This window comes from Pseudoalteromonas sp. NSLLW218, from assembly GCF_015864775.1.
In the GTDB taxonomy this organism is placed as follows: domain Bacteria; phylum Pseudomonadota; class Gammaproteobacteria; order Enterobacterales; family Alteromonadaceae; genus Pseudoalteromonas.
Map to the genome: position 1 here is coordinate 359,247 of NZ_JADYWO010000004.1, position 14,861 is coordinate 374,107.

Here is a 14,861-nt window from a genome sequence, read left to right on the forward strand (position 1 = left end):
GCCTTTAAGCTAATTATAAGCACCTAAAAAGACATTAAATCCAAATGTTAGTTAAATTTTTTATATCCATCATATCGTTAATTTCGACAAGTATTAGATTAGGATTACTACTAAGATACCTGTTTTTCTTATAAAGTTTAGAGTTTTCTTCATTAATAGGAGTTAAGTTTATGTAGTGGAAGCTATCGAGACGTGCTAGTGCTTTATTTAATTCATTATTATTAACAGTAGTGTTTAGTATAACTGATAGGTGCTCATAAAGCGGTGTTGGATCTATATCTATCATTTGTCCGTCGGTTGAGTGAATGTATTCTCCAAGTTCACCGTAACTTTCAAGATCAAAGTCTTCTGAAGTACAAGGGTAAACAATCCCTTCACCGTTATCACGCCAATCGAGTAATTCAAATAAAGATAAAGCTACTTTTATGTCTAGTAGTTGCAAGTTTGGGTTGGTGATAACGTTTGGTGTGAAGAATTCATATCCTTCAGGAGCTTTATCAAAGGCGAATGCATTTTCTCCATTGTTGTTTTTAGTATGCATTTGTAAGAGAGGGCGATGAACATACTCTTCTCCTCGAGTAGCATACTCTTTTGATAAGCTATTGTTCTGGTGCTTATTTTTAATAAGTATAGGGTTTTCTGATGAGCCTGGGTTAAGATTATATTCATCCATGTTAAGTTTCCGATAATTGTATACGTAAAAATATCTTAAAAATACAAACAAAAGTATATATAAAACAGTATGTTGAGAATTTACATTGAATTTATTTTTAAGGTTGGATAATTGAACTTTAAAGCTGTTTAATTTGAATTATTTACGGTGACTTTGATTTTATGCTATTACGTGAACTCAAAGCTCTTTACCTAATTACTATGTACTTATTGATTATAAATAAATAGGTACATAGCATGAACCCAACTCCTCAATTAAAGCGTATAGTTGCGCACTTTACCACTGAATTATTAGAAGAATTCGACGTAGAAGAGCTTTGGCACGATAAGCTATTTAAAAAGGCTTTATGTAGCGTTTCTGGTTTTAACTATGCAAATTTACAAGGTTTAGATGTTGATGATTTAATTACGCGAATAGATCATTTAGCAATAACCACAATGTCTAAAACGTTACAAAAAAATGTGCATATATTTTGTAAAGCGTTTGGTTTACCAAAAGCGGTAACTCCATTAGTTATCTTTTCTTGCTGTATGACGCTCAGTAAGCCATTGCGCGAACTTGTCGAATACTTACGCGACGATTACGCAAGCGTTATTTTAGAAAAAATAGCTTATGTGCTTGATATTGATGAAGCACTACTTAATAAGCAAATTGGGTTAATTATTGAATCTGGCATGTATTCAATGGATATGGAGATATTTGCTGGGGAAGATGAGTTTTTAATATTACCAAACGCAATTGCTAAAAGTCTTCTCGAGGGTAAGTTAAATAGTGAAAGTGATATTTTATCTAACTTGGTCACTCCTTGTGAAGCTTCTGAGCTTAGCGCTGCTGATTTATCTCACTTAGATTTAAATACTTTACTAAAAGCTACGCAAAATGCGACTAAGACGGGTGATCAAGCATTGAGTATTCTATTTTATGGTGTGCCAGGTTCGGGTAAAACTTCATTGGCGAAATATATAGCGCAAGCGTGTGGTTCGCAGTTGCTTAAGGTGCAAGCTAAAGGTAGTAATTTAATAAGCCCAACAAACGAGCTCGATAGCCGAAGTGCAAGTTCTGAGTTGCGTTTAGAGCACTTTAATGTGGTGAGTAAGTTGGTAGGTAAACGTAAAAAAACAATGCTGTTACTGGATGAGTGTGAAAACATTTTTGAGCGTGATTTATTCTCTAAAAGCTTCTCTAAAGAGCTACTTCATACTTATATTGAAAATCACCCTGTAGTGAGTATTTGGATCACTAACCATCTAGAAGATTTACCACAGAGCGTTATTAGGCGATTTAATATTGTTTACGAAATTCCTGAGCTAAACAAAACCACTAAAGAAAAAATGATTGGCAAATATGTTAAAGGTTTGAGTGTTGGTAACAGTTTTATAAGTAAATTATCTGCCCAACAAAACTTATTGCCAGCTCATATTGCTAAAGCTGTTCATGTAGCTAGGTTATGCGGATTTAAAGCACAAACCGCGCGTGACTGCATAGAAGAGAATATTCAAGATACTTTAACTGCATGCGGCTTTTCTGCTCACGAATTAACTTATCAAGCAGCGCAAAAGTTTAACCCTGAAATGGTGAATATAGAGTCTGAGTATGCGTCACTCGAACAGGTGGAAGAAGCTGTAATTGAACATTCGAGTTCACGAACCCTGCTAACAGGCCCGCCAGGCACAGGTAAGACAGCTTTTGTAAATTACTTATGCGAAAAAGCTGATTTTAAACTTATATCTGTCAAAGCATCAGATTTACTTAGTAAGTGGGTTGGCGAAAGTGAGCAAAATATTGCTCAACTATTTAAACAAGCTACACAAGAAGGAAGTGCAATATTTATTGATGAGGCTGATGGTTTGTTGTGCAGCCGCGAACAAGCAACGGCAAATTGGGAAGTGCAAACAGTTAATGAATTACTATGCTATATGGAGCAATTTCAACTCCCACTTTTTGCCGCAACTAACTTTGCTAAAAATTTAGATAAAGCGGTAATGAGGCGATTTGATTTTAATTTAAATTTAACCAATTTAACTGCGGTACAGGCTAAGCAATTATTTAAAGATACATTAGGCCCGGGAGTGTTAAATAAGCACTTAATGCATGAGTTATTCAAGCTTACAAAGCTCACACCAGGTGACTTTGCGATTGTAAAAAGGCAAATGAAGTTTTCAAAAAAACGAATGACTCAAGAGCGAATGTTATCGATTTTACAAGAGCAAAACGACCTAAAAGAAGGTGGGAAGCAGAAGATTGGGTTTGTTTGAGGTATAACACTATAAAGTACTTACTTATTAAAGTTTTGTAGTTGTATTACATATGCTAGGTTGCATATGTTACTTAAAGATAATGCTCGGCTATTCTCTACCAAGTATATGATTATCATAAAGGATGGATTTAAAAATGAAATTTTCAAAATTAGTAAAAGAGCAACTCGGTTGTTATGTATATGGGTTAATTGACCCAAGTAATGATAAGATCTTTTATGTCGGAAAGGCGTCTTACAATAACAGAGCTTTTGATCATCTAAAAGAAATAGGTAAAGAGTCTAATAAAGCAAGGAAAATAGCAGAAATTAGAGCTGTTAATGAAGAGCCTAGAGTTGAAATATTAAGATATGGATTAGATGAACAAACAGCTTTTGAAGTTGAGGCAGCTATAATTGATGCACTGGGTTTAGAGAATCTGACAAATGTGGTCAGAGGGCATGGCGTAGTTAAAGGGCGCTTAACAATTGAAGAGCTTGAAAGGTTACATTCGGTGAAGCCAGTTCTAGTTGATGATATAAAAGAAAAGTGTATTTTATTTTATATAAATCAAACATATTCACCTACATTATCCGAGCCTGAAATTTATGACATGACCCGACAGTTTTGGCATGGTGTATCAGCGGAAACTAGAGAAAAAAATGAGTACAACATAGCATTAGCAGTAGTCGATGGGGTTGTAATTCAAGTTTATAAAATTGAGGCTTGGTTTGAAGCTGGCTCTACTCTTTCTACTAGAGCGAGTAAAGGGAAGCCAAATAGATGGGAGTTTGTAGGCCAAGCTCTGGATGAGCATCATCTTCGCGGACGGTTATTAGTTGGCAGTGATGGTTATCCTATACCGTCAATGCAGCAAGGCTATAGTTATTTACCAAAAAAGTAGTTAAATAATTTAATGAATTCATGCCGCCATTTATCTATTCTAGAGCTTGTACCGATAGCGCCAAGCTCTATTTCTACTCAACAGCTGCAGCAAAAATTGCTTGAACGTGACTTTGATATTTCAACCCGCATGCTCCAGCGGGATCTACAATCACTTTACGACCAAGGTTGTTTTGGCCTAGAAAAAGACACGCGCAGTAAACCGTATGGTTGGTCTATTAACGCGCAGTGGCGAGGTGGTAACGCAAAAGTTATGAGCAGTGAAGTCGCTGAGCATTATTTGTTGTTGGAGCAGTTATTACCACAATCAGTCCCGAGTGACGTTAAGCAGTCAGTGCATATTAAAGCAGAGCATGCTCTTAAACGTTTTAATGGCCATGTACCTGACTGGCTTTCAATCCTTCCAAAGTCGTCGTTAAAAGTGAATATTGATAATCAGCTAGTTGAGCAAATTGAGCATGTGATTAAGCATAAGCGTGCAGTGAGCGCTGAGCTTTATAGAGTACTTTACGATGAGGCACATTGGTTAAAGTTTGCTGAGTTGAGTTTTTATAACATAGTTGATCAAGGCGGTGTGTTAATGGCGCAGTTTATGGTGGGGACGCTTCACGATAAGTGTTACCAGATGCCGGTTTACCGCATTCGTAATGTACACATTTTGCAAAAGACACGACGTGAGCCAAGTGCCGAGCAATTAAAGTCGTTACGTAGTGCGATTAATAAAGGCATGAACCAAGAGTGTATTGAGCTTATTGTAAAAGCTCCCAAACACTCTGCTGTCAATCAAGGATTTATTGAGCTTGGCGAGATGACCGATAAGCAAAGTAATGATGAAAAAAACGTATTACTTACCTACCAAACTATTGATACCGAGCAATTAACCGATGAGTTGCTTAAATGTGCTCATTGGCTTGAAGTGATTAAGCCGGAAAAGCTGAGGCAAAGAGTTATTTCTAAGCTTAAAGCGGCTACTAGTAACTATCAATAACTCTAATTAGCTTAGGTGCGTCAAAAATTGACGCACCTATTTGTTATGCTCCTTTAAAAGTTTAAGGAGTAGTTATGTTTCAATTAATTCAGCAAAATGATGGTTTATCGATTGGCGTATTTGGTATTGGTGGGTGTGGCTGTAATACCCTTAACAGTATTTTTGAGCAACGCGAGTCTGATCAGGCATTCTTGTACAGTGTTAATACCGATAAAGTAGTACTTGAGCATACACAGAGTGATGAAGCAGTACTAATAGGTGCTGAGCTAACTCATGGTTATGGTGCAGGAGCTGACCCTAAAGTTGGACTACAAGCGGCAGAAGAGAGTAAAGAGCAGCTTTTAACGCTTATTAATGGCTGCGATATAATACTGTGTGCAACAGGGTTGGGTGGCGGTACTGGGACTGGCGCTAGCCCTTACATTGCAAAACTTGCTAGTGAACAAGGTAAGCCCATTATATTTGTTGCTACATTACCTTTTAGTAGTGAAGGGCAGTTTAGAAGCAATATTGCGCAAGCAGGTTTAAATGAGCTTAAAGAGCATGCTAATGCTGTTATTACTCTCCCAAACGATCAACTGATTGAAGTGCTAGGTAATGATATTGGTTTATTTGACGCCTTTAAGCATAGCAACCAAATACTCCATTCACTGATAAAATCATTAATCGATATGCTTTGCTTTCAGGGGCTGATTAATGTTGATCTAAATGATTTTGCCAAAATTATGGATTGTCAGGGTGATGCAGTACTAGGTGTTGGTAAATGCGATGAAGAAAGCGAGCTCACTACTGCGCTTGATGGTGCACTCAATAACCCGTTAGTTAATCAAGTTGATATGTCATCAAGTACCGGTGTAATAATACAAGTAAATTGCAAAGATGAAATTTCACTGGGTAATTATAACCTCATTACCGATACAGTGCGCCAGCAGGTAAGCCTAAACGCTTTAGTTATTTGTGGTGTTTCAAAAATTGAAAACTTAGCAACCAATTATGAGCTACTGGTTATTGCTACGGGCGCGAGTTCAAAAATGATACTTGATGACACTACAAATGAGTCAAGCTCTAAAGTAGTCGCCACTAAGCCAAAAGCATCTGATATTTTTGATATCCCTGCTTTTATAAGAAATCAATCTGCACCACCTAGTAAAAGCTCTTTATAGGTTTTGTAAGCAAAGAAAAAGTTGTATTGCAATATGTAAGCGCTACTCTAATATTTGCAAAGGGCGGCTCTTTTTAAGCTTTTGGGTTTGCTGAACTATATTACCCCAGATAGTGGAATAAGCACTTATTGTGCTTTTAACTTTGACGATGAATGTATTTGAATTATCAAATTTAAAAAATGACTTTTTTGTCGTTTTGTTTTTTAACTTAGCCTGTATTTTTACTTCTTTAAGTATTTCCTTCTCAAATAGGGAAAAGTTTTTATAAAGTGCCTTAATATCAGTGTCATATATTTTATTCGAGTGGTCATAATGTTTACTCATCGGATCGTGGTCTGAAACAGAGTGATGAAGCATTTTTTTAGACTCAATTTCAGCAATTGTTGATGACCCAATTTTTTTAGTTAGCACTTCTTTCATATGTGATTTTAAAAAGCTGCGCAGTAGTGTTGGAAATGCTCCGGCTGAGCCTTTTATATTTATGTTATCTCGCGAGGCCGCTACCATGTTTTTTGGTGCATGATACTTAAGTGCTCGGTTTAAACTCTCTTTACTAATGGGTTTTGAGTCGTCTTTAACCTTGCAAAATAAGTAGGTGCGGTTTATGTCTGGGTTTAATTTTAACTCTTGTTGTATTGTTTTTTTCATCTCGGGTGTGAGTTGTATTTTAAACTCTTTTTGGTTTTTCATAGCACCGCGAGTGGTATGAGTTGTTTCAGGAAACGTTAAAAATTTAGGATTATCTAAATCATCTATATACGATAGACGAAGGTTGCAAATATTTATGGGTCTTAGCCCAGTAAACATCATCAGTAGTACCGCATTTATTAATGTATTATTTTTAGCTGTTTTTAGGTTTATGTATAGCTGAGAAATTAGAGATATATCAGTATATGCCTTACAAGGAATAGGCTTCGCCGTTCTAGAAGATATATAATTATTGTCTACTTCTAGGAATGGATTAGTGCCATTATTATATTTATTTTTTGCGAACACCCACAGCTTTTTCATTTGCTCGCATAGCTTAGCCACATGCGGACCACTTTTCTCTGTTAACAGTTGGTCAAGCGTTGCTTCTATTATCTCAGGCGTAATAGTTTGAAATAACGTATTTTTACCAAAGGCATTTTGAATTGCATTAAGGTAAGAGGTGTATGTTGTTACTGTGGTTTCAGCTAACTTGCTAGGGCTATGCTTATTAATTGACTGTAAGTTTTCTATTTGTTTGCTCACTACAAATTCAAATGTGTGACTAGAGGTGTTCTTTTTGTATATTTCAGCTGCTTTTAATTTCGCTGCTGAAAAACTCATATTATTAGAATCACCAAGCTTTGTGTTTTTTATGCCATGTTCTTTTTTAAAATGAGTAAAAAATTTAATAATGCCATCATGCTGGAATACAATTCTTATTTGATCTTTAAGCTGATACTTTGAAAGTCTTCTTCCTTTTTCTTGCGCCAATATAATAGTCGCAAGACTGGCTAGCTCTTCCATTGACTCGTCATTGTACGGTGGCTTAAATGCATTAAATTCAGCCATGCAAAGGTCACGACTTTCGATCGTAACCTCACATGGTTTTATTGAATTTAATACTGATGTTGCCATTAATAGAAAAACCTTAAAAAAGTTAAAATCATCAAATAATTGACGAGGTATCGCTCTAATAAGGCAATGATATGAAATTAATTTTTTTTACAAAAACTTTGGTAAGTCGAAATTAAACTTTTTTAATTATTTTTTGCTTTGGCTTTGGCTTCTTGGTCACTTAAATACCTCTCAACGACAGCTCTTCCCTCTGCTGTTAAGATCAAATCTTTTGCTACTCTACTCGTATCACCAAGTGGCTGATTAATGAAGTTTACATAACTGCCTTTGTGAACTAAATGAGCTTTAATTCTATCTCTCAAGGCTTTTTTATCGTTATTTTCTTTTAGGTTTTTAGCTTGTTTACTTTGCATACCTGTAAGTCTGAGTTGTTGGCTTTCGAGTTCTTTCGCTCTTTTTAAAATACTGGCTTCATGAATTTTGAATACATTAAATTTGAGCTTTGTTGAAGTGCCAAATAGCTCTTCAGATTTATCATAATTCAAGCCGTTTGGATCGTCTTCTTTTCTTAGGTGATGAAGCGCGAGTCTTGTGAGTTCCTCAGCGTGTTTAAAATGATAGCCGTTGGCAACCATAATCGCTTTTGCGTTGGATTTAAAAAAGCTTCGGCACATTGTGCAAAATGCTCCCGCAGATCCTTTCATTACAATGTTTCTTTTATCTCCTTTTACTGCATCAACAGGGGAGTAATCTTTGATGATTTTGTCCAGCGACCTTTTAGCAAATGGTTTGTTAAGATCGCGAGGCTGAAGAAATATGTGAACAGGGTTACAGTTAGGGAGCGCATTTTCCATCCAGGCTCTTTGCTCTAAAATAATGGCGCGCATGGCTTTGGTTAAGGGCAGCTTATATTCTTTTTGGTTTTTCATTTCTCCACGAACCCCAACAACAGATGCGGGAAAGGTAATTAATGTTGGGAAGTCGATACTATTGAGCCACTCCCACTTCATTTGTGGAATATTGATAGGGCGTATGCCTGTTAATATCATAAATCGAGCAGCATTTTTCTGATGCACATTAGGGGCTGCTGCGAGGTTTATCCATAATTCAGCTATCGAATCTAAGTCTGTATAAACTTGGCAAGGACGAGGGCTTTCTACACGGTCAGATACGTAAAAGTCATCGATATCAGCTGCTGGGTTATTCCCTGAGTTAAATTTGTTCTTAGCAAATCGCCATACTCTTCTAATCTGTGCAAAAAGCTCGATTGCCTGGTTATTGGACTCTGTCTGGATAATTATATCTACAATCTTTTCTAACTCTCCTGCTGTAAGAGACTGGAATGCACGCTTAAGCGGAAAATGATGCCTAAGCTTTTTTATTCTACATTGATATGTTCTGAGCGATGAAGCTGCAAACTTGGTGGGTGCGTTGTTATGGCGCTCTATTAGGCTTTGTTCATAAGCATCAAACACTGTTTTAATATTATGATTATTTAAAATGCCATATTTCATTTGTTCAGTGAGCTTACGCGCTTTTGCTATTGTTAATTCAGGTGCTTCACCTAACTTGGTATTAGCTATGCCAGATGATTTAGGGAAGTTAGAGTAGAAAATAGCGGTGCCAGACTTGGTGAAAATTAGTCGAATATGGTGTTGTGCTTCGTATTTCGATAATCTTTTAGTCCGACTAGGTTTAAGGCCTTGTTTATCTGCGCTTTTTTCTTCAAAAAATATGATATTTTGAGCCAGCGTAGCACACCGATTTATGTGCTGCATAGAAAACGGCGGTTTGAGCTGATTCCATTCTATTTTTGCCTTAGTGTACTGAGCCTTGGTAAGTGTTGATAAAGAGTTTTTCACTTTTTTGTAACCTATATAAATAAAGGCCTTGCGGCGATTTTTATTGATTGAGATCAACGAAGCAACAGAGAAAAATAGGCATAATTCGTGGCTGCAATTTACACCTAAAAATAAAATGGTGTGTTACGAATGTGTGCTACGATTAAATGAAAAATAAAGGTTTTTTATTGAACTGGGCTTGTATAAAAAGTAGTCAAAAAACATTTAGTTTAACTCTATCTTTATGTTTTTTAATGATTTTAATTGGAAAGGCTAAAAAGTGGCACTACTAATAAATAGTAAATGCATTAACTGCGATATGTGTGACCCAGAATGCCCTAATGAGGCTATTTATATGGGCGCTAAAATATACCAAATAGATGCAAACAAATGTACTGAGTGTGTGGGGCATTACGATAAACCTACCTGCGTAAGTGTATGTCCAATTGACTGTATAAAGCCCGATCCTAATAAGCGTGAAAGTTTAGACGAGCTGGCTGATAAGTTTGTGCTGTTGACTAACTTATAACTTGTTCAGGTATTTTGCTAAGCCGCTTTTACTATAGGTTAAAAGCACTACCTACATTACTTATTTAGCTTGTAGCTAAAGCCCGCTGTCATGCATTTTTAGTTTCAATCAAATCTCATTACCTTCATTAATTATCAACTATGTTGTGTTACCTTAAGGCTTTATAAACTCAAGTATTAATCTAAGTTTTAGATTGCATTCTATAGGAGTCTCTTTTGGATATAGGTATTAACGCTATTCAGGCTGTATCTTCAAAACGAACAATATTTATTAATGATGAGTGCCGAGTATTTGTAATTGGCGATCTTGATGGTAATTTACCTGCCTTAAAAAACGCACTTAATAACGTAAATTTTAACCCTGAAAGAGATACTTTGTTTTGCCTAGGCGATTTTGTTGATCGCGGGGATAAAACATATGACTTATTTACATACTTACAAGCCATTAGGGCATGTATGATATTAGGTAATCATGAGCATTTAATGTTGGAATCATTATTAAGTAATGATAAAGCGGCTTTTAAATTATGGACTGACAATGGTGGCAATTGGCACAAGTCGGTATCGAGAGAAAAGCTCAGTGTTATGTGCGATGAGTTACTAACTAAACCGCTTTCAATAGTACTTGAATATCGCGGCTATAAAATTGGGTTGTCTCATACATTTGCACAATCGTGGGATTGGGAAAACTACCCTGATGATAAGTCGGTGATTGTGCAATCTCTATTGTGGGATCGTGAAGTAGTTAAACAAAATAAGGTAGTTAAAAGTCATGGAGTCGACTTTACAATACATGGACATAACTCAACTAAAGCACCTTTTTGGGTGGGCAATAGTTACCATATAGATACCAATTATCTAGGAGGAAAGCCTACACTCTCAGAACTTTCAGAGGTTATTGCTTCGCTTAATAAATCCAACGCTATTTAGCATTGTTACTTTTCAAATATCATCCGGCAGTTTTTCTTTTTAAAGTATAAACTGCCGACTATCACATCAAATTACCCCCTTCGTTTTTGTATACACTTAATGATGATTTGTGCGCTGTAGTTATTTCATTAAGCTATTAAATACCACAAAGCCGCTCTTAGTTTTTTAATTGAGAGCTGCTTTAATGTGTGGGCTGGATTTTAACTTTCATTTAATAGGTATTAATACAGTTATATGAGAGGTTGATTTAATTTAATATTTTTTATTAACAAACGGTTAAGTTTGGCTGTGTAGAATTTGGAAAAATTTTTGCCATTTCGTAAATAATTTACGTAAAAGGATTAACTTCTCGCTTTAGTTTTATATAAGCAGATTTAAATGGAACAGCTCCTCACATGATAGTAGCAAGTATATACCCTTTTCCTTTTTCAACGTTTTGTAAGTCATCACTTTATATATCAATATTTTCTGCTTTGAGTTCTACGTGTGCTTTTGCAGCGCAAGAAAACTCGCAGCACGCAAAAGATATGGAAGTAATAGAAGTACGTGGTATCCGTTCAAGTATGGCCGAAAACTTAGATGTAAAACGTATGTCTAGCTCTGTGGTTGATGCAATTACCGCTGAAGATATTGGAAAATTCCCTGATAAAAACGTTGCAGATTCGCTTCAGCGTGTACCCGGTGTGGTAATTGAGCGTGACGGCGGGGAAGGTTCATCAGTTAGTATTCGTGGTTTATCATCAGAACTTACCTTTACACAGCTTAATGGTAATTTTATTGCGTCTTCCCCGGGGGAGCCTTCGCGTTCGTTTGATTATGCTTTGTTACCGTCTTCAATGATTGAAAGCGTAGAGGTTTATAAATCGCCAGAAGCACGCTTAGATGAAGGTGGGGTTGGTGGTACTGTATTAATGCATAGCCGAAAACCTCTGAGTATGGATGCAAACTCAGGTGTATTTAATGTAGAGAGTACTTACGCTGATGTTACAAAAGAGTACGAACCGCAGTTTACGGGTTTATATTCGTGGAAAAATGACGACGAAAATTTTGGTATATTAGTTGGCTATACATATCAGGAGCGAACAAACAGAACGCTTTCGGGCGGTACTGATGCCAATGTGTGGCGCTATACTGGCACTGGGCAACCTACAGATATAAACGGTAACGCAGTTGATAACAATAATGGTTGGGATGTTATTAATGATGCAGGCGGTAATAGTTACGATGGTGTTTGGTTTCCGCAAGTTGTGCGAGGTTCAGTTCTTAACGAAAAACGTGAGCGCGAAGGAATTCAATTTAGTACGCAATGGCGACCAACAAATCGTTTAGAGCTTGGATTTAATTACTTTGGCTTTACACTCGGTCAAGACAGAACAGAATCTGTGATTGATATACCTGAGTGGTCTTTAAATTCTGATTTTTTAACTGGTGTAAATCTTGATGGGTCGGGGAGTATTGTTACTGGTATGCAATACGATGTGATGGCAAGCGGTATTGAAAGTGATATGCAGTTTCCGTGGATGCGCGGCAGTTATGTACGTGAAGAATCCACCTCCGATACCTTTGATTTTAATTTAACTTATGAAGGTGATAATTTTAAAGCGCGCTTTGTAATTGGTAATACAAAATCAGAAGGGGGGCCGGAAGAAAGCTGGGAAGCCGCATATAAAAGTTCAAACGCGGGTGAAAACGCCACTACTATTCAAAATGCTGCTCAAACGGCTGGTTGGTCACTAGAGCAAAATAATGTATCACTTAATATTGACCCTAATACATTAACTAACTTACAAAGTGGAATTGGAGGCGGTCGTGATGCGGGCTCTTCAAATTCAAGTTTTGTACGCAGTGAGCTTGAGGAAGATTATTACCAAGCTGATGTGGATTTTTATGTTGACTGGGGCTTTTTTAAAACAATTAGAACCGGTGTCAAATACCGTAATTCCACGCTTCATCGTGAAACTGGTAATACTTTCTTTTTAGATCCCAATTTCAACATAGCTGAAGGCGAAGCAAGCGAGCAAGGTATTACGCGTTTTGATAGTTACCAGTGGAATGGTGGAATGCCATTAGCTCAAAATGTATTTGCAAGTGAGAGCAATATAGTAGGCGGGTTTGATATAAACCAAATGCCAAGTATCGACTGGAATAAATACCGCGATATGGTCACTGCTAGCTATGTTCCTTATACGCGCATTGAAGATAATTTTGTTTACGATATAGAAGAGAAAATATCTGCTTTTTATATTCAAGGCGATTTTGAGTTTAGTGAAGTAAGAGGTAATTTGGGCGTGCGTGTTGTGCAAACAAAAACACTTACTTCATCTACTGACTTATATACCTACCAATTAGATCATACAAATGACGAAACAGGCGAGCCAGTAACGGGTGACGCACGCTTTGTAGAAGACTATCAGTTAGTCACTCAGCAAAACAAAGATACTCAAATATTACCAAGCTTTAATATAGCGTGGGATGCAACAGATGATTTAGTTATTCGTGGGGCAATAGCAAAAGTAATGTCTCGTCCTGATTACAGCGATTTAGGTGCGCAGCAGCGTATTACATTTGTATCGGACGAATGGGCAGATGATAGAGCTGCATTTAATGAACAGCCAGGCTTTAGCGGCAGTGGCGGTAATAAAAATTTGAAACCATTTGAATCAGTACAAGCTGATTTATCTATTGAGTATTATTACAGCGAGGGTTCTGGGGTTGGATTGGCACTTTTTCATAAGAAAGTAGATAACTTTGTTGTGCCACTGGTAATAGATGCAGAGCAAAGCTTTGCCGGTAAAAATAATATAGTAGATGCAGGAACCATTAATATAGCTCCGTATAGTACTGTGGGAAATGGTACCGATGCAGTATCTAAAGGCGCGGAGATATTTATTCAGCATGCGTTTGATAATGGTTTTGGTTTTTATGCAAACTACACCTATAACAAAACCAACAAAGCAGATGTAACAGTAAATGGTGAAGAGTTTGGTCAGTCGGCATTAATAGGTAGTGCAAAGTATCAGTACAACACCTCTGTTTATTATGAAGGTGATGCTTTTAATATACGCGCTTCATATAACAAACGAGGGGAGACAGTATTAGGTCTTAATAGTGGGTTAAATGTATATCAAGATCCGTACGAGCAAGTTGACGTTAATGCATCGGTTAATTTGTATGAAGGGCTAAGCTTAACAGCTGCTGTTATTAATTTAACTAAGTCGGAATCGGTAACGCGTTTAGGTGATGATACAGATGCACGATTACTTAACTCGAGCTATTCGGGTAGGCGCTATTACGCAGGCTTTAATTACAGCTTTTAATTAATGACATACGCAATATTTTATCAAAAGCCAACTGACTAACTTTAGTTGGCTTAACCTAACAGAGCTAAATAGTATAATTTTATGTATGCATATAGTTTTGCCGCTCATACATAGATTATTTAATAGGCAGAAAAAGCGTCGCAGCCCTTTATTTGTATAGCTTTCATACTAAATTCATTTAATTGTCAAAAAGCTGAAATAAAACATTGACCCCCGCTCGAATCTCCCTATAATGCGACCCCACTGAGACGGGAAACGCCGAAGCATAGCAAGGCAGCAACTACTCAGAGAGTTAAATAAAACTTCGGTTTTAAATCTTCCAAAAGAAAATTTAAAACAAAGTATTGACTCGAAAAATAAAGGGTGTATTATTCGCACCCCTTGAGACGCTAAAGCGACTCAAAATGTTCTTTAAAAATATAAAGCAATCATCTGTGTGGGCACTCGTACAGATTGAGTTCTAACAGCCAACCTACTTAGGTAGTGAGGCAAACAAATTAGAGTCTCAATTGAAACTGAGTGACCATATGTTATTAAAAGATTCAGCCTTGAGCTGTTTTGATTTTACTTTTTTTAAAAGTGAAAATAATAACGCACAGTCAATTCGTTTTTGGCAACAAAAACAAAAATTCAGAATTCATTGAGCTGTCGAAAGACATAAAACTTTTTAATTGAAGAGTTTGATCATGGCTCAGATTGAACGCTGGCGGCAGGCCTAACACATGCAAGTCGAGCG

The 14,861-nt window shown here is 36.8% G+C and carries 10 protein-coding genes and 1 rRNA gene; 8 read left to right on the forward strand and 3 right to left on the reverse strand.

All coding sequences use genetic code 11. The features are described 5' to 3' along the window. Positions 1-34: 34 nt before the first annotated feature. Entirely contained in the window at positions 35-673 is a 639-nt protein-coding gene (locus tag I6E80_RS08430) for a hypothetical protein (RefSeq protein ID WP_024597746.1), read from the reverse strand. Positions 674-909: 236 nt separating this feature from the next. Here I6E80_RS08430 and I6E80_RS08435 point away from each other — a divergent pair, with 236 nt between their 5' ends. The 4 genes from I6E80_RS08435 (at position 910) to I6E80_RS08450 (ending at position 5,961) form a co-directional block, all read left to right on the forward strand. Further along, complete coding sequence (locus tag I6E80_RS08435; RefSeq protein ID WP_197185328.1) at positions 910-2,928, forward strand: ATP-binding protein; 2,019 nt, start codon at positions 910-912, stop codon at positions 2,926-2,928. A 136-nt stretch (positions 2,929-3,064) separates the two neighbouring features. Beyond that, a complete protein-coding gene (locus I6E80_RS08440; RefSeq protein WP_197185329.1) occupies positions 3,065-3,811 on the forward strand; it encodes a hypothetical protein in 747 nt (248 codons plus the stop codon). 12 nt (positions 3,812-3,823) lie between these two features. After that, positions 3,824-4,798: a WYL domain-containing protein gene (locus I6E80_RS08445; protein WP_197185330.1), complete on the forward strand. Its 975-nt coding sequence runs from the start codon at positions 3,824-3,826 to the stop codon at positions 4,796-4,798. Positions 4,799-4,872: 74 nt separating this feature from the next. Next, positions 4,873-5,961, forward strand: coding sequence for a cell division protein FtsZ (locus I6E80_RS08450; protein ID WP_197185331.1), 1,089 nt, complete (start codon positions 4,873-4,875; stop codon positions 5,959-5,961). Positions 5,962-6,003: 42 nt separating this feature from the next. Here the strand turns inward: I6E80_RS08450 and I6E80_RS08455 are convergent, their stop codons facing one another. Beyond that, positions 6,004-7,566: a hypothetical protein gene (locus I6E80_RS08455; protein WP_197185332.1), complete on the reverse strand. Its 1,563-nt coding sequence runs from the start codon at positions 7,564-7,566 to the stop codon at positions 6,004-6,006. A gap of 122 nt (positions 7,567-7,688) precedes the next feature. Further along, the gene (locus tag I6E80_RS08460; RefSeq protein WP_197185333.1) at positions 7,689-9,368 is read right to left on the reverse strand and encodes a hypothetical protein; all 1,680 of its coding nucleotides are present in this window, start codon (positions 9,366-9,368) and stop codon (positions 7,689-7,691) included. A 259-nt stretch (positions 9,369-9,627) separates the two neighbouring features. Here I6E80_RS08460 and I6E80_RS08465 point away from each other — a divergent pair, with 259 nt between their 5' ends. The 4 genes from I6E80_RS08465 to I6E80_RS08480 form a co-directional block, all read left to right on the forward strand. Continuing rightward, positions 9,628-9,876: a YfhL family 4Fe-4S dicluster ferredoxin gene (locus I6E80_RS08465; protein ID WP_010554958.1), complete on the forward strand. Its 249-nt coding sequence runs from the start codon at positions 9,628-9,630 to the stop codon at positions 9,874-9,876. A gap of 215 nt (positions 9,877-10,091) precedes the next feature. Next, entirely contained in the window at positions 10,092-10,805 is a 714-nt protein-coding gene (locus tag I6E80_RS08470; RefSeq protein WP_197185334.1) for a metallophosphoesterase, read from the forward strand. 395 nt (positions 10,806-11,200) lie between these two features. Next, on the forward strand, positions 11,201-14,122 hold the full coding sequence (locus I6E80_RS08475) for a TonB-dependent receptor (protein WP_197185335.1): 2,922 nt from the start codon (positions 11,201-11,203) through the stop codon (positions 14,120-14,122). A gap of 671 nt (positions 14,123-14,793) precedes the next feature. Then, positions 14,794-14,861, forward strand: a 16S ribosomal RNA gene (locus tag I6E80_RS08480); the annotation flags it as partial.

Bases quoted from the DNA above. Each gene is read 5' to 3' on its own strand.
- I6E80_RS08430 (WP_024597746.1), bottom strand. From the start codon at position 673: ATGGATGAATATAATCTTAACCCAGGCTCATCAGAAAACCCTATACTT.
- I6E80_RS08435 (WP_197185328.1), top strand. From the start codon at position 910: ATGAACCCAACTCCTCAATTAAAGCGTATAGTTGCGCACTTTACCACT.
- I6E80_RS08440 (WP_197185329.1), top strand. From the start codon at position 3,065: ATGAAATTTTCAAAATTAGTAAAAGAGCAACTCGGTTGTTATGTATAT.
- I6E80_RS08445 (WP_197185330.1), top strand. From the start codon at position 3,824: ATGAATTCATGCCGCCATTTATCTATTCTAGAGCTTGTACCGATAGCG.
- I6E80_RS08450 (WP_197185331.1), top strand. From the start codon at position 4,873: ATGTTTCAATTAATTCAGCAAAATGATGGTTTATCGATTGGCGTATTT.
- I6E80_RS08455 (WP_197185332.1), bottom strand. From the start codon at position 7,566: ATGGCAACATCAGTATTAAATTCAATAAAACCATGTGAGGTTACGATC.
- I6E80_RS08475 (WP_197185335.1), top strand. From the start codon at position 11,201: ATGATAGTAGCAAGTATATACCCTTTTCCTTTTTCAACGTTTTGTAAG.